Below are 22,078 nucleotides of genomic sequence, written 5' to 3'. Positions count from 1 at the left end.
CGCCAATTCCAACTCCAACGCCAACGCCAACGCCAATTCCAACTCCAACGCCAACGCCAACGCCAATTCCAACTCCAACGCCAACACCAAGTATTGAATTAACCGATATTGCGAATCATTGGGCAGGTGGGTTTATTCGGGAATTAGTCAAATTGGGGATAGTTAATGGTTTTCCCGATCGCACATTTAAACCCGATGCGACAATGACACGGGCACAATACGCGGCAATACTAGTAAAAGCTTTTAACCCACCACCAAGCCGTGCAGCAATCAAATTTAAAGATGTACCAGCAGATTTCTGGGCATCCAAGGTAATTCAGCAGGCATATCAGGGTTTATTTCTCTCTGGTTTTCCCGACAATACTTTTAGTCCCAACAAAAATATCCAGCGCGTGCAAGTGATTGTCTCTCTGGTAAATGGACTGGGGTTATCAAGTGATGGTACGGCAACTATCAAAGTTTTCGATGACCAAGCTAAGATTCCTGAATATGCCAAGGATGAGGTAGCAAAAGCTATAGACAAGGAAATTATCGTCAATTACCCAAACCTGAAACAACTCAATCCTACCCGCGATGCTACACGCGCTGAGGTAGCGGCGATAGTGTATCAAGCTTTGGTAGATGCTGGTCGTGTAGCAGCGATCAATTCGTCTTATATAGTGACTGCTTGAGGGAGGCAGGGGGCAGGAGGAGCAAATTATTTATATGACAATACAGTTGAGTTAAGCATTTCTTCCTTCTCTTCCTTTGCGTTTGAAGAGTTTTTTGCCCAAACCCCACTGCTGCACTAAGACTTGCGGGGGCTTTTGCTACCAATAAGCCACCAGTGTTGGTGAAAAGTTAAAAGCGAACGCTGGGAAAATGAGCGTTCGCTTGACTATACCTGCCGATATGATGGTTAGTTGCTTGTTATTAGCATAGTATAAACTGGTGTTTTTACTTACCCCACTTTCTTGAAAACCTAAATTACAGCTATTTTCAGGTAAATAGACCACGGGGTAGGGGCGCAAGGCATTGCGCCCCTACGATAGGTGTGGTTCAAATACATGAAAACTGCTGTAAATCAGGCTTTCTTAATTTTGAATTGGTATTATTACCATAGAATTGATAATGAAGCCTTTGTAAAGTCTTCAACTATCAAAAGATAGAAGCTTTAGTAGCAGATTTTACCTGTAGAAGAACAAAAATCTGTATTCAAAGTAAGCTTGTAGCATATAAAACGCTTGTAAGATTTTTATGACTTCCCGGATTCGCTTTTTAATGTGCCCTCCTGACCACTACGACGTGGACTATGTGATTAATCCTTGGATGGAAGGGAATATTCACAAATCATCGCGCGATCGCGCCGTGGAACAGTGGCAGGGACTACATCAAATCCTCAAACAACACGCCATTGTAGATTTAGTACCACCGGAAAAAGGCTGGCCTGATTTGGTTTTTACCGCCAACGCTGGCTTAGTTCTGGGCGATAATGTTGTCCTCAGTCGCTTTTTGCACAAAGAACGTCAGGGAGAGGAGCCTTTCTTTAAGCAATGGTTTGAGGCAAATGGTTATACAGTCAATGAACTTCCCAAAGATTTGCCCTTTGAGGGAGCAGGAGACGCACTGCTGGATCGGGAAGGACGCTGGTTATGGGCGGGATACGGTTTCCGCTCGGAATTAGATTCTCACCCTTATCTAGCTAAATGGCTGGATGTTGAGGTGTTATCCCTGCGATTAATCGATGAACGTTTCTATCACCTAGATACCTGTTTTTGTCCCCTAGCAAATGGCTATTTGCTATACTATCCCGGCGCTTTTGATTCTTACTCCAACCGCTTAATTGAAATGCGAGTCGCACCAGAAAAGCGAATTGCAATTGAAGAGGCTGATGCAGTCAACTTTGCTTGTAATGCGGTGAATGTGGATAGCATCGTCATCATGAACAAGACGAGTGATGCTTTGAAAACCCGCCTTGTGGATGCAGGTTTCCAAGTGCTGGAAACACCACTTACGGAATTTCTTAAAGCTGGTGGTGCAGCTAAATGCTTAACTTTGCGGGTGACAGAACCAGTTAGGGATGAAATTCATGCCAATGTCTCGGTAGAAAGCCGCGTCATTCGCATGGAAGGACATTTGCTAGATGCTGGCTTAATTAACCGCGCTTTGGATTTGATTATAGATGCTGGCGGAAGTTTCAAAGTCCTAAATTTCAACTTGGGAGAACAACGGCAAAGTACCTCAGCCGCAGAGGTGAGGGTATCAGCACCATCCCATGAGGTGATGGAAGAAATCATCTCCCGATTGATTGATTTGGGTGCTGTAGATTTACCCCAAGATGAGCGAGACGCCAAACTAGAGCCAGTAATTCAAGATGGGGTTGCGCCTGATGATTTCTACGTTAGTACCATTTATCCCACTGAAGTGCGAATTAATGGTCAGTGGGTGAAGGTGGAAAATCAACGGATGGATGGCGCGATCGCCATTACTCAAACTCCCACAAGTTTAGTTGCTCGGTGTAAAATACTACGTGATTTAAAAGTTGGTGAACAGGTAATTGTAGACGTTTTAGGTATCCGCACCATCCGCAAAACTGAATCGCGGGAACTCCGCAGCACCCAAGAATTCAGCTTTATGTCGGCAGGAGTTTCCAGCGAACGGCGCGTGGAATTAGTCGTTGAACAAGTGGCTTGGGAATTGCGTAAAATCCGTGATGCTGGTGGTAAAGTAGTTGTCACGGCTGGCCCTGTGGTAATTCACACTGGTGGCGGCGAACACCTGGCGCAACTGGTTCGGGAAGGATATGTACAGGCGTTGCTGGGTGGGAATGCGATCGCAGTTCACGATATCGAGCAAAATATCATGGGCACTTCTTTGGGTGTAGACATGAAGCGGGGTGTCGCCGTGCATGGAGGACATCGCCATCATCTGAAGGTAATTAATAGTATCCGCCGTTATGGCAGCATTCCCAAAGCTGTAGAGGCGGGAGCAATTAAAAGTGGCGTGATGTATGAATGTGTCCACAATAATATACCTTTTGTGCTTGCGGGTTCAATTCGAGATGATGGGCCTTTACCTGATACCCAAATGGATTTGATTCAAGCACAGGAGCAATATGCCAAACACCTAGAAGGTGCAGAGATGATTTTGATGCTGTCATCAATGCTGCACTCAATTGGGGTAGGTAATATGACCCCGGCTGGTGTGAAAATGGTATGTGTCGATATTAATCCAGCTGTGGTGACAAAGTTAAGCGATCGCGGTTCTGTAGAATCGGTGGGTGTGGTGACAGATGTAGGTTTGTTCCTCAGTCTGTTGATTCAGCAGTTGGATAAGTTGACAAGTCCTTATGTTAATAAGGTAGGTTAAGAAAATAAACCGCAGAGGCGCAGAGAAAGGGAGATGACAAGAGTAGCTTTCACTGAAGAGTTGCAGGTTAATTGGGTCAGTTTTATAGCTGATTTCTTGTTGGTAGGGATGGTTTTTGGCCCGCCTATCGCTCCCTTTTTGGCTGCGTCTGGAGTGTCTTTGCTTCCTGGAATTGCGGACATCATTTATTTTATGGGTAATCACGTATGTCCGCAACCAGATATGGGGTTAGATTTAGCACCACCGTTTATTATGGCTGTGTGTATGCGCTGCTATGGTACTGTCACGGGTTTGCTAGTTACTCGTCTTTTGTATGGGGTAACTGGTGGTAAAGGTTTTTACTGGTTAAACCAGTATGGCTGGAGTGGTGTGGCTTTAGCTAGTGTGCTGATGATGGCTTATCCTTTGGAATTGGCAGCACAGGTTTTCGGTTTGTGGAGTTTTAATAACTATCTGGTTACGCCTTTTGGGTTGATTACGGGTTTGGCGTGGGGATTGTTTACTATGCCAATCTTGCATGGGTGGCAGGATGCTAAAACTAGCTTGACCCAATTGTAAATTTGCTCGAACAACTTGTAAAACTTCCCTCCACCAATGAATTTAATTTTGCCCAACTGCTTAAATATTGGCAAAATCTTCTAGGGGTGCGATCGCATATTTTCCCCGTTCATCTTGACTAACTAAACCTAAAGCAAGTAAGTCTCTATCAATAAACAACTTTGTAGCTTTATCATCTCTATCAATCTTAGTATTAATCAACTGCATAGTGTAGCAGATAGTATCGTAAACCCGTTGGGGATTCATAGCAGTTGTAATAGGTTGATATTTGCTAACTGATTCACACAGTCGGTAAACACCGTGTTCTTGGGATTGGGGGTAGTCATAATGCTTGACGGCTCGTGGTAAGAAGTATCCAGCAGTAATTGGCCGTTTTTCTGACGGACGTACAGAGGAATAGCTGCAATCACCAACCGTATCAGCAGCTATACTCCCAGGCATAAATCGTAGAACATTGAAATTTAAAAAATCTGGGTTGCACTTTTCGATGCCAAAGTGAATTGCCTGGATATCGTCTGCAAAAGTTGTCGGCTCATAACCGATAATATCAGTTTTGTCGTCGTTTAGTTGAGCTTTTGGTAATCCCAAAATCAAAAAATAACTACTAGGTAATCCCGCTTTATTCATATCTTGAAAAACTCTAGCAATCTTGGCTGGATAATCAAATGCTTGCTTAATTTGACTGCCAACAGAGCCATTAAATTTGTGGCTGGCTAATGACACTTCTGGTAACGTATGCTCAACCCCAAAAAACATATACACACAGTTATGTTCTACTAGATAACGCATCTGTTCATAGTTAATTTTATCAATTCTAGTATTTGAACCCCAAACAAATCCTTCTTCTTTGAGAATCTCTGCTTCCCGTTTTGCAGCTTTATCGTGAACTGTAAAAGTATCAACATCTAGATAAACTGCTTCATAACCACGCTGCTTTAATTGCTTTAATTGCCTGCGAAAAGAGGCTTCACTTAATCTCACAACATTATTACTTTCGCTACTTTTATTACAGAAATAACATGCCCAAGGACATCCGCGCTGAGTAAAGAGTTGGGCTGTTTTCAATTGTCTTCCATCTGAAGATTTAAAAATATTCATATCATGTACTTGTGGTATATGAATAAAACCAAAATTTTGGTCAATATCATCAAAATTATTGACTCTTGGTGCAATGGCACGATGAAATATCACATTTCTAGTATCATCAGAAGTGACGCGGTAAAATTTACCGTCTTGATTCAAGAAACACAATCCTGGCAAATATTTCATCTCTTCATAGAAAGTGCCTCTGGCAACGGCATGAGCAATTTCTACAATTGATTCTTCCCCCTCACCATTACAAAATGCTGTAATCCAAGGTGTAATGCAGGCAATATCTTCAACACTTTTAGTTGCATAACCACCAACTAAAATTGGCACGGTTTCCCTGCCATGTTTCTGAAGTTCTGTAAAAATTTTTCTACTATGCTCGTCAATTTCTGGCCATTGAGTTGTCAGACAACCAGCAAATATAATCAAATCAGTATTTATAATTTCATTGAAAACATCATTAATATTTAAATCAAGACGTTCTAAATCTAGTTGTACAACTTGACTAAATCCAGCATTAACTAAACTAGAAGCTAACACGGGCAAGGCTTTGTTTGCACCATTAAAACTTCTGTGTTTGATAAATTCACCAATCAATACTATTTTGATTGAATTAATATGAGCGAATGTTTGTTGACTTTTAGTTTGAGATATTAACACTATTACATACCTAAAATTACTGTTTTTGGATAGTGTGATGCCCTATTTATTGAGAGTTATATCTTTTTTTACAATAGAAAAGGCTCAATAAATTCATCTCAATAAATGAATAGAAAACAGAACGATGTACTTGTATTCATATATCCTCAGAAGGATTTTAGACACACAATCTCATCATCAATTTATTCACTTTTGAGAAACCTACTACCTGAAAGCTCAGAGTTTATTCAACAGCACCCAACATTTTTAAAGAAGCTTTTTCAGCATCGGTCAAGCCTGTAGTACCGCTAATATTCATGCGTTCATACAAGCGATCAGGTTTAAGCGATCGCCATCGACTACAATTTTGTATATTCCAAAGCTGAATCTTTTCATCTTCGCCGCCACTAGCCAATAACTTGCCATCGGGAGTAAAAGCTAGAGAACGAATTGCTGCTGTATGTCCCAATTTCAGGGTTTCTACACACTCACCTGTACTAATTTGCCAGAGAATGACCGTAGTATCAGCACCAGCACTAGTTAAAATTTGCCCATTGGGACTAAATGCCACTGAGTAGACTTGTTGATCGTGCCCTGTTAAAGTTTGAATACATTCGCCCGTGCTAAGATTCCATAACTTCACAGTTTGGTCTTCGCTGCCACTGGCTAAAAGTTGCCCATCTGGACTAAATGCTACTGACCAAATCATGTCTTGATGGTCTGTGAAAGTTTGGATACATTCTCCGGTGGCGACATCCCAAAGCTTAATTTGACTGTCAGCGCTACCACTTGCCAGAGTATGACCATCAGGGTGAAACGCCACTGTCCACACCCAATGGCTATGTCCTTTAATTTTTTTCAGGCACTCACCGTTAGAAATGTCCCAAATGCGAATGCTGCGGTCTTCGCTACTACTTACTAGGGTTTGCCCATCAGGACTAAAAGCAACTGTCCACACCCAGTTACTGTGTCCTGTGAGGGTTTGAATGCATTTGCTATGGCGAATATCTGTGATGTCCCAAAGTTTGATAGTATTGTCAGCACTACCACTAGCAAGTATTTGCCCGTTGGGATGAAAGGCTACAGAACGAATCCGTCCTTGATGTTCTCTCAGAATGTGGCATTCTCCTGTTTGTAAATTCCACAGACTGATGGTGTAGTCATCCCTTCCACTGGCCAGGATTTGACTATTGGGACTAAATTTTACTGAATATACATCACGGGTATATCCTTGCAACACATTCAGGCAATTACCTGTATTTACATCCCACAGCCTAGCTGTTTGGTCGTCGCTGCAACTGATCAGAGTGCGACCATCTGGACTAAAAGCGATCGCCCATACCTGGCTATAATGACCTTGTAAGGTTTTCAAACATTCACCCCGTTGGATATCCCAGAGTTTAATAGTTCTGTCTTCACTACCACTGGCTAGGGTTTGCCCATCGGGACTAAATCGTACAGAGTAAATTTTTTTACTATGTCCCGGCAATATTTCCTCGCATTTACCTGTGTTTGCGTCCCACAGTCTCAGGGTGAGGTCTCTACTACCACTGGCTAGTATTCGCCCATCGGGACTGAAGGCTACAGAAAGAACATCACTGCTATGACCATTCAGCGTTTTCAAGCATCTACCTGTGTTGATATCCCACAGCTTAATTTTGTTGTCGGCACTGCCACTGGCAATTAAAGGAGTATTGTTAGTAGTTGTAGGCGGTCTGAAGGTAACTGACCACACCCAATTATCATGACCAAGAAGTGTTTGTTGGCAAATTCCTGTAGCAACATCCCAGATTTTAATAGTTTGGTCTTCACTGCCACTAGCTAAAAAAGCACCATCTGGACTGAAAGTTACTGAGTAAACTTTATTGGTATGTTCTTTGAGTGTGTGTAGACATTCACCTGTTTGCACATCCCAGATTTTAATTGTGTAGTCAGCACTACCACTGGCGAGGAGTTTACTATCTGGGCTAAATGCAAAAGCCCAAACCCAGCCACTATGGCCTGTATAAATGCGAAGTTGTTTAGTATCAGAAGTGCGCCATAGCCTAATTTCTCCGGTCATTAAACCTGTAGCAAACAATTTGCCATCAGGACTGAATCTCACAGAAACGATACTAGACATGGTTTCTGTGAATACGGAACCAGTTAAATCAGTATTGGCAAAGCTGGTGTCTTGTAAGTTGACACCTTTGAGATAAGCTTGCCAAATAGTCAGACCAGAAAAATCACGCCCGCTTAAATTAATCTCAAAATCGTGCTGGGATTTATCTATCTGGAGTTGTCGCAGTAGATTGATTAAGTTACCAGCTGCATAACCTTGATTTAGGGGCGACTCTTGCTGTAAAGTCCCAAGCATTCGCCGTAAATAAGATTCTAGTTGTGTTGTTGTACCAAAAGCTTTGATTAGCTTTTGCTTAACGGGTTCTAGTATCAGCCGTTCTTGTGTATGTCGGATATAATCAAGCGATCGCACCTGGATTAAAGGGTGGGCGTTAACAAAGTCCAATTTTTTTTTTCGCTCAATTCATCAGCAAACTGTTCGATGTGGCGTTTACTGATATATTCCATCACCACAGATTGCTGGCGGAATCTGCTGGCGGTTGGTTCTTTTTCAATTAGCGATCGCCGTAACAATGACTCAATAACTTCCAGTATTTTGGACTCGGCGTCTGTAGTTTTGAAATCATTTTTCAGTTGTGTCAGAGAAACATATTCCCGATGAAGCGCTAGCCGATACATCACTTGTTTTTCCAATTCTGACAAGCGGTTAAATTGCGTATCTAAAAGCGTGCGAATATCTCCGTAGACAGCGTTTGCTTCTTGAATTTCTTTTAAAAATTCTGTAATGTTATTGCTAAATAAGCCATAAACTGTAGTAGCAACTATCTTTAAGGCTAAAGGATTGCCAGAATATCTTGTGACTAGTTCTTGCAATTGTTCATCAGTACAATCGCATCCTTTATCCTGCAAAATTTCCCTAGCTTCTGCTAAATTCAGACTCGATAATTGTAAAACTTTGACTGGCAGATTTTTACCTTCTAAGGCAGCTACTTCTTTTGGTTTTTCCCGACTAGTTAGTAATAAACAACTATCATGTGATGCTTCTGCCACCTTTTTAAAAAAGTAGCCATAGTTTTCATATCCAGGTTCATATTCACCAGCCCATTCTTCAGTTTTGCCTTCGCCACTGCGTAGCACTGATTCGACATTATCTAAAATCACTAGGCATCGATATTTTCTTAAAGTATCAATTAGTGACAGTATTTTGTCATTTTCACTACCTGTTAAGTAATCTTCTGAATCATTAGGTAAAAAACGTAAAAGTTGGGTGAGAATGTCATCTAATGATGGGGTATTGCGGAGCGATCGCCAAATCAGATAATCAAACTCTGGCTGGACTTTTTTGGCAACTTTAGCCGCGATTACAGTCTTACCAATTCCACCCATTCCCAACACTGCTACTAACCGACACCGCAGTGAATCATTACCGACTATCCATTCCTCTAAATCTTGAATTTCTGCATCTCGACCCCGAAAACCGTCTACATCAACTGCTTCACCCCAGTCTTCTTTTGCAGAAATCACGTTTTCATAAGTACCTTGGTACTGAGCATATAGCTTCTGTTTCAGGTTATAAATTTTTTTATTACCGCTCCCTTCTATACCTAATTTGCGGTAGCTTTCTCCTAATCTTTTTCTCACCGCCGCTTGAGAAATCTCCAGTTTCTTGGCAATTTCCGCACCAGAACAATTTTTTAATGCTAACAATAAGGCATCTAGCTCTGCTTTCGTCACACCACGACTATTGGCGACTCCTGTAATGAAATCATCAGGAACCAAAGGCATATCAGCTGCGCTGTTCATCTCATCTAAGCTCCACACAATCTCAGCTCCACACAATATATTTGAGTTATCAGTATGTGAGAATATTTTTTTATAGCATGACTCTCAAGTTTAGAAAAGAGCTTTATTTAGCATTTTGCTAGATTTTACAGTAACTACACAATTTTTCCTCAGTGTCTTGCTATATTTTTATCCCAAAAAATAAAAATGTAGTCTATTTTTGTCGGGTCAAACCATCTAATTAAAATCTTTTTTGTATAAAAACCTACTTACAGTATAACTGTTTATATCTACGTGAGATAAATTTTCGGTAAAACTATATATATTTTTACAAGATTGGATGTTTATTAAAAAATATTTCTTGTAAAGGCTTGCTTTTTTAAGGTAGATATGCTTATCTTATACATAGATATCTATATGTGAGATACAAATATAGGTCTAAACTCAACAGCCAACATTAGGGGGGAACTAACATGACTAGCTTCTCACGACTGCCAGACTTTATCAGGAGTTCTAACACCATCAAAACCGTCTTGAAAATAGGAGGACAATCCCCAGAAACCTTACCTACATTGAAACCACAAGAAACAGGCAGCCCAGAAATTTTAGGAAAACCCAAACATTTGTATGCAGTTGAGTTACCGCTAGTCTTTTCTCACATGAGCATTCTGCTGATTGAAACCTTGTCGGAAACTCAACACGGCCAGTTAACTATTTCTAGTAAAAAAGGGAAATACGAAACTATCGTAGAACTGAGTGGTCATATTAGCCACCGTCACAAGTTGAGTCAAGAAGAACTGCAAGAAATCCAACAATTACACGAACACATTCTTGAAACTTGGATAGCTTGTAGGCATTTCCACAATCGGAAATAATGCACTACATCGCCAGAGCTATCTACAGTTAAGAAGACTGCTAGCTTGGTGAAGTCATCAAATTCAATATCTATTTTTCTGAAGACATTTGGCTTTTGATAAATGAGAAATTTACAAGCCGGTGGTGTATTCTTACACGCCGGCTTTTTGCTTAGGTTTTTTTTCCCGGAGTAAATTCTATGAACAGTAACAAACACGATAAAAAGTCTCTTGCTCAACTCCCATCTGAAGACAGGAAAAAAAGTATGAAAACTAATCATGAAGAAAACCAAAATCAGCTTTTAACTTTGACTGGAAGAGGATTGAAGTATTTTCTGTTGACTTTGGTTGGTTTTGCGATCGCTTTTGTTGTGTTTCACGTTTTCGGCGCATTCTCAATCGCTAAAAGCCTGCTATCTATTAGTGTCTGGATCTGGTTTGGACGAGTTGCAGTCTCGTTATTTTGTTTGTTTGCGATCGCCATGATTTTTGAGTCTTGGCGTTGATACAAATTTACGGTGTTGCTTCAGATAAAGCCTTTGGTTTATTTCCATTCAGCCAAAGGCTTCAAATTACAGGTACAGGGGGTCATATCATGTCAGATAAAGATAACGGCATCAATGGTGAAACACTCTCACCAATTTTGGTAATCTTAGTTGCAGGCTCGATATCTTTAGCAATTGTCAATAAAGATAATCATCCGGCTTATTTCGATCTCGTGAAAATAGCAATGGTCTACAGTTTTGGCTCTCACAAATCTAAAGGTAAACCAAAAGAGTAAGCCCGAATTGAGATGGACAAGTTTTTCTCAAATCCTAGCAATTACCTAAAACTTGTCCTTTTTTCACCTGACTATTGATTCTCCCAGCAACATGGTCTGTTTATTTCCGCCGAAATAGGGCTGACCGCTTTTTTCCACCATTTAGTCTAAACTCCAGACCATTGGACTAACTAGCCTTAGTCAAACTCAAAGTTACTAATTAGCGATCGCTAATACTGTAAATACTAGCGATCGCCATATTTTTTATCGCTGTGGTCTTCTACTGCCTGTACCTACCTCCACCTTCTGCGATCCTTCAACAATTTGGTAGAGTTTGTCTTCTAATTTTTGCATACATGCCGACCAATCAAATTCGAGTATAGAGGGGCGAGCCTGTCTAGTCATATCTGCTTTCAAACCGGGATTTTCCAGAATCGCAATTACCTTTTGGGCGAAATCTATAGGATTGTTCGGTTGGGCGAGGAAACCGTTACGACCAGGAAATACCTGTTCTGAGGTTGACGGTGCAACAACAGCAACTACAGGGGTTCCAGATGCTAATGCTTCATTATTTGTCGTGCAGAAGTTCTCGGTGACAGAGGGGTTGACAAAAATATCTGCTCTAGCAAACCAACCCAGAAGTTCCGTACCATGAGATTCACCCCATACAGTAATACCCGCTCCAAACTTTTTAGCACGCTCGCGGATCTCTTCATCTAGCGGGCCACTACCAACAATCACCAGATGGACATCAGGAATTTTGGCAGCTATGACTGGAAATATATCAAGTAATTGGTTGACATTCTTTTCGGGTGTGATGCGTCCGACAAACAAAAGAGTTGGCCGGTTATCATTTGGAATTGGATCGTAACAGATGTTTCGCGGGTGAAATTTTTCGCAATCGATGCCTTGATAAGCGACGTATTCAGCACGTTGGCATTTCAGTTCTTCGTATTTAGTCAGTTGTTCTTTAGAAGAGAAGTAATTGAAGTCATAAGACTCAGTAAATTGCTTGACTAAAACGGGAATAATGGGACGAACCAAACTGAAGAACCGATCTCCAAAGTAATATTTGATATACGCAACAATATCTGTATGGAAGAGTGATATTATTGGTGTGCCTGTTCGTTTTGCGTATTGAGTGCCGATTGGGCGACCATAACCTTGCAAGAAAAATGAGTATAAACCTCTCATTTGGGCTGCTTCTTCAACCACGATAATATCGGGTTTGAATTTCTCCAGCAACTTGGTATCGCTCCAATGCCGATAGTTCAACGGTTGAGGAAGAGACTTGTAGAATATCAGTGGTTCTGTAGGGAATGCGTAAGCAGAAAAATTGGGAAAAGATTGAATTTCCTCTAAACCGAGCATGGGGCGATCGCCTACATTTTTGGGATAGCGATCGTTAATTTGGGGATGGATTAGAAAAACCTCATGTCCTTGCTCTAGCAACCAACGAACTCGTTGGTGAACTGCAACAGAAACACCAGTTAAGAAAGGAGCGTACAACCCTGTAAACAGTGCAATGCGAAGTTTTTGCTTAGTCATAATCAAGGGGAATATTTCACAAAATTGCTGGTTTTTAACTTAGGATTTACGCAGCAAATGTTTCATGAGCATCCTGATTATTTGGCTCATAAATTCCCACTAATACAGTTAGACTAAGGATTTACGCATTGTCAAACAGCTGAAGTTTTCGGTTGTGAATAGGATGTTTATAGTGCTTATAGTTTGTGTGCAATAGATTCTGACATCTTTGCTTCTAGAAGAGATGCTTTGAGGCTTAGGCCGTGTTTTCAAATAAACCTGGGTTAAAACTATCAAAACATCCAAAATACTAAGTCAAAATTCCCCTTAATATATTTGTCTAAACCCTTGCCAGAAATGTCAAGACGTTTTGGTAATCAACAAGTAAAAACGTATATTTTTACAAGGGTTATAGCTAATATAGTTTTACTAAATATAAGATAATATAATTTGAAGACTAGGGAATGTTTAGTGTAATAACTTTCATACCCTAGTTAATATCTAGCGATTTAATTCAAAGAGAAACCTTGCTATTAATCGGCTGATCCAACCATTGATAAGGGCGATATTCCACTAAGCGGACATTCCAAGGCCCTTTCACGCGATAGCTGACACCGCGCCAGGTAACTGTTGATGTCCACAGGGATGATAGCATCGCTAACCCATAAATCCACTGTGTTAAGGGAATCCCAATCAACATTTTAATGATTGTAGCAGCTGATAATTTGGCGATCGCCTGGTTATTAGAGCGAACCACTCGCTGTATCTCTAATTCCAACACCAGCATTATCAAGAGTAATCCGACAGTGTAAACTCCATAGCAGACTAACAATACAGCCGCAGTTTCCCATTTTGCCTCTAACAGCGACTCTAGAACTAACATGCTCAGTAGAGTCGGAAACAAAATGCTAGAAACAGCTTCACTCACAAGAGCCAACCAACGGGGATGATACAGTCGAGAAAAAAGGATAAGGCGCTTGAGATAGTCTATTAAGTTGAATAAATCAGTCTCTTCACGATTGACTATTAGCAGCGAAGGCACAAACTTTACCTGAAAACCATGTTTTTTCAAAATGTCGTGCATCATAAAATCTTCGCCTAAAGCTTGTCCCCACTTATCTAGCAGTTCTGTTTGGCGAAGTACTTCAGTTTTCACAGCCAAAGTTCCACCCCAAGGAATCTGGAAGATAAACATTTGCACTACTGTGGACACATTGCCGACGTAGCGCACTAAAGAACCCCAATACCTACCAGTTGGTACGTACCAACGATTACCGGTTGTTGCCCCGACTTTCGCATCGCCTAGAGGACTAACTAATTCTCGCAGCCAATTCAAATGAACTATAGTATCAGCATCTACTAAAGCAACCACCTTATAAGAATCGTCCAATTCACGGATAGCTTGGACTAAAGAACTGCATTTGAGACTACAACTGTTGCGTACTATTCTCAAAGGGCTGATTTGGACATTAGTCGCTTCTTGCTCAGTGATGGTTTCACTAGCAATTTTCCAAGCGGGATCTTCGTGACTATCAACGATTAATTTTAAATCATACTGTGGATAGTTTTGATTTAGGAGCGATCGCAAACATCTAGGCAAAAACGGATCGGCTCCGCGTAAGCAAAGAATTACTGCAGTTTTGGGCAACTGATCGTCTGATAATAAGTTCTTTTTAGACGAGCGCAGATACCATATAAAGACAAGCGTAAAACACACCTGAATAACCAGCCAACCCATCAAAGACTTAGACAGAAATATTGCCAAATCTTCCATTAAATTTTTAGTCTCCGACAGAATAAAAGATTGGGCGTTAGGAGTTAAGAGTTAGGAGTTAAGAGTTAGGAGTTAAGAGTTAGGAGTTTTGTTTATCTCCTTGTCCCCTTGTCGCCTTGTCCCCTTGTCGCCTTGTCCCCTTGTCCCCTTGTCCCCTTGTCCCCCTTGCTTCCCCTACTCCCTACTCCCCACTCCCCACTCCCTTTACGAATCCAGCGAATATTTCATGATGATATTAACTGTTGTATTTTTGTTTACAACAAAACTGGCATCACGAAACTTTGGTGTACCTGTTTGTATAGACACAGTTGGATTTTTAGAAATCCCAAAACCTTCTTTGGGAATACCAAAAAAGTCTTTATTGAGTTTGCGATCGCCATTTTGATCGTCAACCACAGCGACAGCATAAGTTCCAGGCTTCAAACCGGAGAATTCTTTTTTTACAGAAGTGCCAGTAATTTTAGCGCAGCCACTTTGAGCTTCACTAGTACTACTCATAGGAAATCCTTTTTCATTTGCATAAACTCGAAAGCAAATCTCACCTTTTTTGTGATGTATTCCATTTACTACAACGTTAAGTGTTGCAGTTGGCTCGGCATTCGCAGTTTTAGCAAAGCTGATGCTTACTAAAGTAGCAAGCAAAACACGAGATAGTTGAGAGAGTTTCAGCATAATTTTGTAGTCAGAATAGGGGATTTTGGGGTTGATAGAAAGCTGTGTTAGTCAGCTTTTATTTGCGAACTGATTCTTTCAAAGAATGACTTGCTCTTTTTTAATGAATGCTGTTTTCCAACCTTTCCAAAGTACTTGCAGCACATTTAGCAAATCTTTCAGCAAAAGATATTCTGTTCCTTTTAACTGCTGATATAGACTTATATGACAACACAGCCGCTCATATAAACTCAGAGGACAACACCAGATGGAGAATATATACTCCCAAATCATTCTCCAATGTGGCAATAAAATTTGCCCTTTCTTTGCTGAATCAAACCACACTGTATACCCATAAAAATCAGGCAGCATACTCAAGAATGATTTTTGATTTGTATTTGTTAACAACAAATAATTGGGGAAAAACATACTCATTGATTGTTGCGGATGACTTCTAACGAAAAACAGGTATTCAGGAATTTCATAAAACCTACCGATAATACCAAGTCTTAACAAGAGAATTCCATCTGCATTACCATAACCACCCATAGGCGGTATCTTTTTCAAAGCACTAGTACGAATCACCCCGTAACATTGATAACATAAATGCTTCGTCAGCAATTCGTGAAAACGCTCTTGTGGTTTTAGTGCATCTGCCTTGACTTTGATATCATAATTTTGGATAAAATTCCCCTGTTCATCAATGAAATATGCCTGGGAGTCACACAAGATTATGGTAGGATCTTGGTCAAGTACGTCAACACACTTCTTGATAAAATCTGGAGAATGTAGATCGTCATAGGCTGCCCATTTAAAATACTCACCCGAAGACAGTTTCAAGACGCGATCAAAGTTACCAGCACAACCGATATTATTGTCATTGCGGTAGTAACAAATACGCTGGTCTTGCTCGGAGTATGCTCTACAAATTTCCTCAGTTTTATCTGTAGATGCATTATCTGAAATAATTAGTTCAAAATCTTCAAAGGTCTGAGCCAAGAGTGAATCTATAGCTTCTTTGATAAATTTTTCACCATTGTATACAGGTAATCCGATGCTCAATCGTGGCTGATTGCTACTCATAGAAAACAAGTATTCGGAAAATTTATGGATTCTTTTCTGCTTAATCGTAGTTAGGTAGACGCGACGTAAAAAGTCAGAAGTCAGAAGTCAGAATTCAGAATACTTTGATACCAAGCTTAATGATTTCAAGTAAATCAAGTGTCTTCTAGGTTATTCATTTTGCAATCATTATGAATTCTGACTCCTGACTCCTGAATTCCCAAAAATATATGAACTATTTCATCAAGCTTTGAATATCTGTTTTTTGCAGCCATTCATGTGTTTGCTGCATACCTAATTCTAGGTCAACTGCTGGTTTGTAATTTAACAGATTTTGGGCTTTGGCAATGGAACAAGCGTAAGGACGAGTCATAAAATCTATAGACTCTGGTAGAATATCAACTTTTTTCCGAAAAAGCTTTTGTCCTTGAACACGTAGCTTTAGAAACAACTTAATTTCATCTTTCGATAATGAAAGGGGTGCTTGTAAATCTTCCATTGCTGCTAAACGCATAAAATACTCTTTCCACGAAGTTTCTTGTCCGTCAGTGATATTAAATATTTCACTGTAGATTTCTTTTTTTATTGCGAGAAAGATGCCATCAATCAGGTTATCTATATATACATGATTGATTACTCCTTTTGCATCATTGGCGCAAGCAAATAATTTTTGGCGCATCATCAGAATTGGTCTGACTATCCAGGGGATACTTCCTGGGCCGTAAATATCTCCGGCTCGAATAACGATGATACCAAAATCTGGAGGATTATTCAGTTCTAAAACTGCGGTTTCAGCTTCTATTTTCGTTTGACAGTAGGGATTATTTTCGCCAGATAGTGGCCCAGATTCTGTAACACCATCAGGATAATTGAAACCATAAACCATTACACTAGATAGATGTACAAATGTTTTGACACCAGCCTGTTTAGCGGCTTTAGCCATGTTGACAGTACCGCCAACATTAACATCACGAAAATGCTTAATTGCACCAGCTTCTTCGGCAATTTGCTCTGTATGTAAAACGATATCTACTCCCTGAGAAGCCTTTTGAGCAATAGTAGAATCAGTTATACTACCAATAATTACCTCTACACCTAAATTCTGTAATTGTTTGTTCTGTTCTGTAGAACTTTGTAGTCCACGAACCTTCATCCCTTGCGCTATGGCTAACTCGGCTGTACGCAAACCGACAAATTCATTAATCCCGGTAATTAAGAGAGTTTTGTCTTTGAGGTTCATAAAATCGAAATTATTGTTAAATAGGTGAATTTGAGTTGTTAGATAAAAGACTTTAAGTAATACCAAATTTAAATATAGGAATCCGGTTTGATTTTTGAACAAAATTAGGTATTTGTAGGGTGCGTTAGCGTTTTGTGTAACGCACCATTCTTAAGGGTTTGGTGCGTTACGCTATCGCTAACGCACCCTACGTATCTTTTCAAAAATCAAATATTAGTCCTATATTGGTAAATACTTTTAATCTAAAATTGGCATAAGAAAAATTTTTCTGTGGAAAGGCGGCGCTAATACTTAGTTATCAGTCTATATCGTGGCAAAATAATCAAGTTATTTTGCTGCTAGGAATCAGTTAGAAAATATCTCCCGGATCTGCGGAGCGGAGTTTATTGATAGCAAGTGCTCCTGATGTTATACACATTAAAACTGTTGAAGTTAAGACAATCACTGCATTATTAGTGGTCATAAATATTGGTAGTTTAGTTGCTTCTGCGGCAAAAGTATATAACAAAACAGAAGTAATAAATCCTGGAATATAACCTAAGATTGCCAAAATCAAAGCTTGCTGAAATACTACATTTAGTAAGTAACTATTGGCATAACCTATGGCTTTTAAAGTGGCATAAGCAACGAACTGTGTAGCAATATTACTGTAAAGAATTTGATAAACAATAACTACACCAACAACCGCAGCCATTGTTAACATTAAGTTAAGAATAAAACCAATGGGTGTTCTGACAGCCCAATATTTTTTTTCAAAATCAATGAAGCCTTGGCGGGTAAAAACTTGGACATCATTAGGCAAAGTTGCTTGTAAATTTTTCAGTACTGTTTCTGCATTAGTACCAGGTTTGAGGGAAATCAAACCAATATCGATCATATCTGCCGGACGAGTATTGGGATTTATTCTTAAGAAAGTTGAGTCACTGACAAGTAAATTGCCGTCTACCCCAAAGGAAGGCCCTAATGTGAATAAGCCACCAATTCTTACTTTATAGCCAATTAATGAATTGAAGGGAAATATTTCAACTGTTTGTGTAGTATCTCCCGCATTAAATTTTTCAGCTATTGGGCCAAACTCTGGGCGAGAACCCCGGTCAAAAAGCATGACATCAGGAGTTTTGAGTTTATCTAAATTTTTCTCAACTTCCGGTAGATTTATCACAGGTCTACCCGGATCGAAACCAATAACATATATTGAATATTTCTCACCAGTTGCCGGATTTTTCAGTTTGGCAAATTGCAAATACATGGGGCTAACTGACTCTACGCCATCAAACCCCAGAGATTGGTATAAACGAGTCCGCGAAAAACTTTGATTTGAGGTCAAAGATTTATATTGCGAACTAACTAAAAATAAATCTCCTTTGAGATTCTGATGGACTGCGGTTGCACTGGAATAGAGGGCATCTTGAAAACCAAGTTGCACAAACATGAGCAGCACAATAAAACCAATACCGGCTACAGCTACTAATAAACGAACTTTTTGCTGGGCTAGCTGTAGCCATGCTAAAGGGATTTTGAAAATCATGGATTTATTTATTATTTGTCATTGGTCATTTGTCATTGGTCATTGGTCATTTGTGAATGACATATACCCGATGACTAAATATGAATGGCGACATCCACTTGTAAGTTAGTTAAACGAGCGACCTTTTCACTATCTGCGGGATTATCGATGGAGATTTTCACTTCAACTATTCTGCGGTCTGTATCTGAACCAGGATTTAGGCTAAAGATGTTTTGCTTGTCAACTTGCCAACCAATCTCTTTGACAGTTCCTTTTATTGTTCCAGTAAATGCAGTGCTGGTAATTGTGGCTTTTTGTCCTACACGCACTTTTTGAACATCGGTTTGATACACCTCTGCAATCACATACATTTGAGATGTTTTACCTATCTCAGCAAATCCTTTGTTGGTACTGATGACTTCTCCGGTTTTGGCGTGAATTTTCAAAATTTTGCCATTTATAGGAGATTTGATGTAACTTAAATCCAAGTCGGCTTTTGCTTGTTGAACAGAAGTTGTTGCACTATTGACTTCGGTTTGTGCGACTTGAACATCTACGCTACGTACTTCACTAATACTAGTGAGTTGTGCTTGTGCTTGCTTACGTTGTGCTTGGAATGTGTCTTCAGTCCGCTTGAGGGTGGCTTGAGCTTCTGTTAGTTGTTGTTGTGTAGTCTTTAGTTGCAAAGTTTTGCTATCTGCTACAGAAGCCGCGATCGCACCTTGTTTGTATAATTGCTGATAGCGATCGTTCTCAGCTTGAGCGTTGTCTACTTCTGCCTGGATGCGGTCGATTGTCGCCTGTTGTGTAGCAACGTCCCCTTTATATTGTGGCTCTAAACGGGCGATCGCAGCCTTTTGAGCATCGACATCTCCGGTTTTAGCTCCAGATTTCACCTGCGCTAATTTAGCTTTGGCAACTTGCAGTTGGTCTAAAGCCTGTTGCAATGCGGTTTTAGAACGACCATAATTTTCTAAATAGGCCAATAATTGCCCTGCTTTAACCGCATCTCCTTCTTTCACCAACAATCTATCTACTCGCACCCCATTATTGGAAGCGGGAGCAGTCAAAGAAGTAACTTCGCCTTCTGGCTCTAAACGTCCCAAGGCTGTCACAGCAACTTTTGCAGGCGTGGCAGCTTTGGGAGGAAACGCTGGCGATGTCACAACTTTCGGTTTAGACCAATAGGGTACTAAACTATAGAAAGCGATTAATCCAGCCGCTAAAGTCAGAGAAGCTGCTAAAATTACTTGCGATCTACCTACGGGTTTTGTGAATAATCGACTTTCTTTATTTACTGCCATATTTTCATTCCAATTCTGCTTTTTTAGGGGATAACTTGGTTATATTTAGTCGATTAGAATAGACTCATCCGCCAATTACCAAGAGGGCTTTTCCTCTAGGTTTTCTACCTTAATCAAGTGGATAGGTCTAAATTGGTTTTATATGAATTGTTGTACGCTTTTACCGCCCAAACTTACTATTGTGGCGTGAAAATTAACAAAGTTTGGGGGTTTAAGTCCCCTGTCTCTATAGACACTTTTGTTTTGTGTCGGGGTTAAATCCCCGTTACAAAACGTAATTGCGAATTGCGAATTGCGAATTGCGAATTGATTTAATGGCGTGTTACTTCAAAGCTTCCTAAGTTATATCCTAATTTGATATCTAATCCAGTAGCGTAAAATACAATAGCGCTAGTCAGAAAACTTAACTTTCAAGAACAATGAAGCGCTAAAAAAACGAGATAAAAAACTGGATAAACTTGTTATTAAGTATGGGCTAAAAATTGATTATTGTCAACTAATTTTATTTGCATAAGTCTTGATTCTCTCACTAAAATATTTCATCACAGTAAGATTAGGTGCTGAAAAAATGTACCGATCGCTAATCTCTTGTCTAGCAATTGAATACAGACAAATAGTTAATTATTAAGCAGATTTGTTATTACTAACAGATTATTATGATCGAGGTTGTGTAATATAAGACATTCTTCTAATGATTTTTAATAGCGGCAATTCATCAATTACCCGTACTTAAGCTATTAGCACTGTAATTAATTGCAAAGCGGGTCAGTTGGTAAATGAGAGGCAAAATCTTAGCTTTGCTTCAGTCTACTTTTTACTGAAGACCCATTTAACCCATATTATGTTTATCAAGCAACATATTAAAAATTAATGTTTGCTTTATAAATAACCACTTTGCTTGTTAACTTGACTTATATTAAAAAATAACCAAAAACTTCGACTCAATTATGATGTTTTTCTGATAAATAGTACTTATAGTTATTGAATTTATCTATGTATTCATTGAATTGTTACTTACTAAACAATAGATTTGTAGTTTTAGCTTAATCAAGAGAATATTTATGTTTAACCCGTAAATATCAAAGTTCATCACATATTTATGTAGTCACAAATTATACTTTTATACTGAATTTTATTCAAAATTTATATCAGTAAGAATATATGGTTATTTATAAAATAACTTTAAAGGAATGATTTAGTTTCTGTAAAGTATGTTAGTATTTTTATTAATTCAATGCTTTAAAGTGGTTATACAAACTAGTTATTTCATTGATATTTTTAAATAAAAAATAACTAAAGATAACTGTTTGGTCATTACCTAGCAATTGTTTAATTATTTTTCTAACTTGCATAAATTCGGATTAAAGATGGTGTCTTTTCTGTAACGAACTTGTCAACTTTACTGGGTCAAATACCATAAAATATATTATCCTGGACGTAAAACTAGCTATGACATTGATTGAGATACAGAACGTTGTTATTAACACGAGCTATGTTGCTGTGTTTAGGCTAGATAATCAAACGGTTTAGGGTAAAAAACGTTTCTGTTTCCTTAGCTACTCCTCAGTTTTCCTCGCTCCAGTAAGATACCATTGCTCAAAATCTCTACTATTACAAATGGATTGAATTCACTGGTCAAGCAGCTATTACACTCCAAGAGTATTTTACCAGTTTTAACAACGTCATCGACCGTAGCGATTTTAGATTTTGGATTTTGGATTTTTTTGGTTCGTCCTCCACTTATGGTGGGTGGAACAAATTTAAAAGACGCTGGATTACTCGCTAACGCTAACGCAAATCTAAAATCCAAAATTGATTGACGTATTGCCACAATATCAAAAGTCTAGCGTTGGATAACATTTTTTTGCGATCACAGTGTGAGTGTGCCAAAATCGCCTGGAAACATAAGGCTTTACCCCGGC

At 39.5% G+C, this 22,078-nt stretch carries 16 protein-coding genes and 1 pseudogene; 7 read left to right on the top strand and 10 right to left on the bottom strand.

Features of this window, described 5'->3' with window-relative positions:
• From RMY63_RS16820 to RMY63_RS16810, 3 genes are all read left to right on the top strand, one after another.
• Window positions 1-671 (top strand): S-layer homology domain-containing protein (locus RMY63_RS16820; protein ID WP_322729792.1); only part of this gene is annotated, 671 nt, incomplete at its 5' end.
• A gap of 565 nt (window positions 672-1,236) precedes the next feature.
• On the top strand, window positions 1,237-3,348 hold the full coding sequence (locus RMY63_RS16815) for a TIGR00300 family protein (RefSeq protein ID WP_322729791.1): 2,112 nt from the start codon (window positions 1,237-1,239) through the stop codon (window positions 3,346-3,348).
• Window positions 3,349-3,381: 33 nt separating this feature from the next.
• Window positions 3,382-3,906: a DUF2085 domain-containing protein gene (locus RMY63_RS16810; RefSeq protein ID WP_322729790.1), complete on the top strand. Its 525-nt coding sequence runs from the start codon at window positions 3,382-3,384 to the stop codon at window positions 3,904-3,906.
• A gap of 60 nt (window positions 3,907-3,966) precedes the next feature.
• Here the strand turns inward: RMY63_RS16810 and RMY63_RS16805 are convergent, their stop codons facing one another.
• The 3 genes from RMY63_RS16805 to RMY63_RS16795 form a co-directional block, all read right to left on the bottom strand.
• Window positions 3,967-5,655, bottom strand: a complete 1,689-nt coding sequence (locus tag RMY63_RS16805) for a radical SAM protein (RefSeq protein ID WP_322729789.1) — start codon at window positions 5,653-5,655, stop codon at window positions 3,967-3,969.
• Between the two features lie 223 nt (window positions 5,656-5,878).
• Window positions 5,879-8,140 carry a pentapeptide repeat-containing protein gene (locus RMY63_RS16800; protein WP_322729788.1) on the bottom strand — a complete coding sequence of 754 codons (2,262 nt, stop codon included), beginning with the start codon at window positions 8,138-8,140 and terminating at the stop codon, window positions 5,879-5,881.
• Window positions 8,113-9,498 (bottom strand): NB-ARC domain-containing protein, encoded by a 1,386-nt coding sequence (locus RMY63_RS16795; protein ID WP_322729787.1) that lies wholly within the window; start codon window positions 9,496-9,498, stop codon window positions 8,113-8,115. Before RMY63_RS16795 ends, RMY63_RS16800 begins: the two co-directional genes overlap by 28 nt.
• A gap of 452 nt (window positions 9,499-9,950) precedes the next feature.
• On the opposite strand from RMY63_RS16795, the gene RMY63_RS16790 reads away from it, so the two are divergent.
• The 3 genes from RMY63_RS16790 to RMY63_RS16780 all read left to right on the top strand — a co-directional run bounded on the left by RMY63_RS16790 (window position 9,951) and on the right by RMY63_RS16780 (window position 11,112).
• A complete protein-coding gene (locus RMY63_RS16790) occupies window positions 9,951-10,352 on the top strand; it encodes a hypothetical protein (protein ID WP_322729786.1) in 402 nt (133 codons plus the stop codon).
• A gap of 245 nt (window positions 10,353-10,597) precedes the next feature.
• The gene (locus tag RMY63_RS16785) at window positions 10,598-10,837 is read left to right on the top strand and encodes a hypothetical protein (RefSeq protein ID WP_322729785.1); all 240 of its coding nucleotides are present in this window, start codon (window positions 10,598-10,600) and stop codon (window positions 10,835-10,837) included.
• Window positions 10,828-11,112 carry a hypothetical protein gene (locus RMY63_RS16780; protein ID WP_322729784.1) on the top strand — a complete coding sequence of 95 codons (285 nt, stop codon included), beginning with the start codon at window positions 10,828-10,830 and terminating at the stop codon, window positions 11,110-11,112. The genes RMY63_RS16785 and RMY63_RS16780 overlap by 10 nt, the downstream gene beginning before the upstream one ends.
• Window positions 11,113-11,355: 243 nt before the next feature.
• Here RMY63_RS16780 and RMY63_RS16775 read toward each other — a convergent pair whose 3' ends face one another.
• The 7 genes from RMY63_RS16775 to RMY63_RS16745 all read right to left on the bottom strand — a co-directional run bounded on the left by RMY63_RS16775 (window position 11,356) and on the right by RMY63_RS16745 (window position 20,156).
• Window positions 11,356-12,639 (bottom strand): glycosyltransferase, encoded by a 1,284-nt coding sequence (locus RMY63_RS16775; protein ID WP_322729783.1) that lies wholly within the window; start codon window positions 12,637-12,639, stop codon window positions 11,356-11,358.
• Window positions 12,640-13,132: 493 nt separating this feature from the next.
• Window positions 13,133-14,392, bottom strand: coding sequence for a glycosyltransferase family 2 protein (locus tag RMY63_RS16770; protein ID WP_322729782.1), 1,260 nt, complete (start codon window positions 14,390-14,392; stop codon window positions 13,133-13,135).
• A gap of 204 nt (window positions 14,393-14,596) precedes the next feature.
• Window positions 14,597-15,064 carry a DUF2141 domain-containing protein gene (locus RMY63_RS16765; RefSeq protein ID WP_322729781.1) on the bottom strand — a complete coding sequence of 156 codons (468 nt, stop codon included), beginning with the start codon at window positions 15,062-15,064 and terminating at the stop codon, window positions 14,597-14,599.
• Between the two features lie 78 nt (window positions 15,065-15,142).
• The gene (locus tag RMY63_RS16760) at window positions 15,143-16,126 is read right to left on the bottom strand and encodes a glycosyltransferase family 2 protein (protein ID WP_322729780.1); all 984 of its coding nucleotides are present in this window, start codon (window positions 16,124-16,126) and stop codon (window positions 15,143-15,145) included.
• Window positions 16,127-16,340: 214 nt separating this feature from the next.
• Window positions 16,341-17,345 (bottom strand): NAD(P)-dependent oxidoreductase, encoded by a 1,005-nt coding sequence (locus RMY63_RS16755; protein WP_322729779.1) that lies wholly within the window; start codon window positions 17,343-17,345, stop codon window positions 16,341-16,343.
• 349 nt (window positions 17,346-17,694) lie between these two features.
• Complete coding sequence (gene devC / locus RMY63_RS16750; protein ID WP_322729778.1) at window positions 17,695-18,873, bottom strand: ABC transporter permease DevC; 1,179 nt, start codon at window positions 18,871-18,873, stop codon at window positions 17,695-17,697.
• A 74-nt stretch (window positions 18,874-18,947) separates the two neighbouring features.
• Window positions 18,948-20,156, bottom strand: coding sequence for an ABC exporter membrane fusion protein (locus RMY63_RS16745; protein WP_322729777.1), 1,209 nt, complete (start codon window positions 20,154-20,156; stop codon window positions 18,948-18,950).
• Between the two features lie 1,449 nt (window positions 20,157-21,605).
• Here RMY63_RS16745 and RMY63_RS16740 point away from each other — a divergent pair.
• Window positions 21,606-21,942: pseudogene (locus RMY63_RS16740) on the top strand (hypothetical protein).
• Window positions 21,943-22,078 lie beyond the last annotated feature (136 nt).

It is taken from the genome of Nostoc sp. ChiQUE01b (assembly GCF_034531255.1).
Lineage (GTDB): Bacteria > Cyanobacteriota > Cyanobacteriia > Cyanobacteriales > Nostocaceae > Nostoc.
The sequence above is the reverse complement of the archived record's forward strand: the minus strand, read 5'-3'. Positions and strand labels throughout refer to the sequence as shown.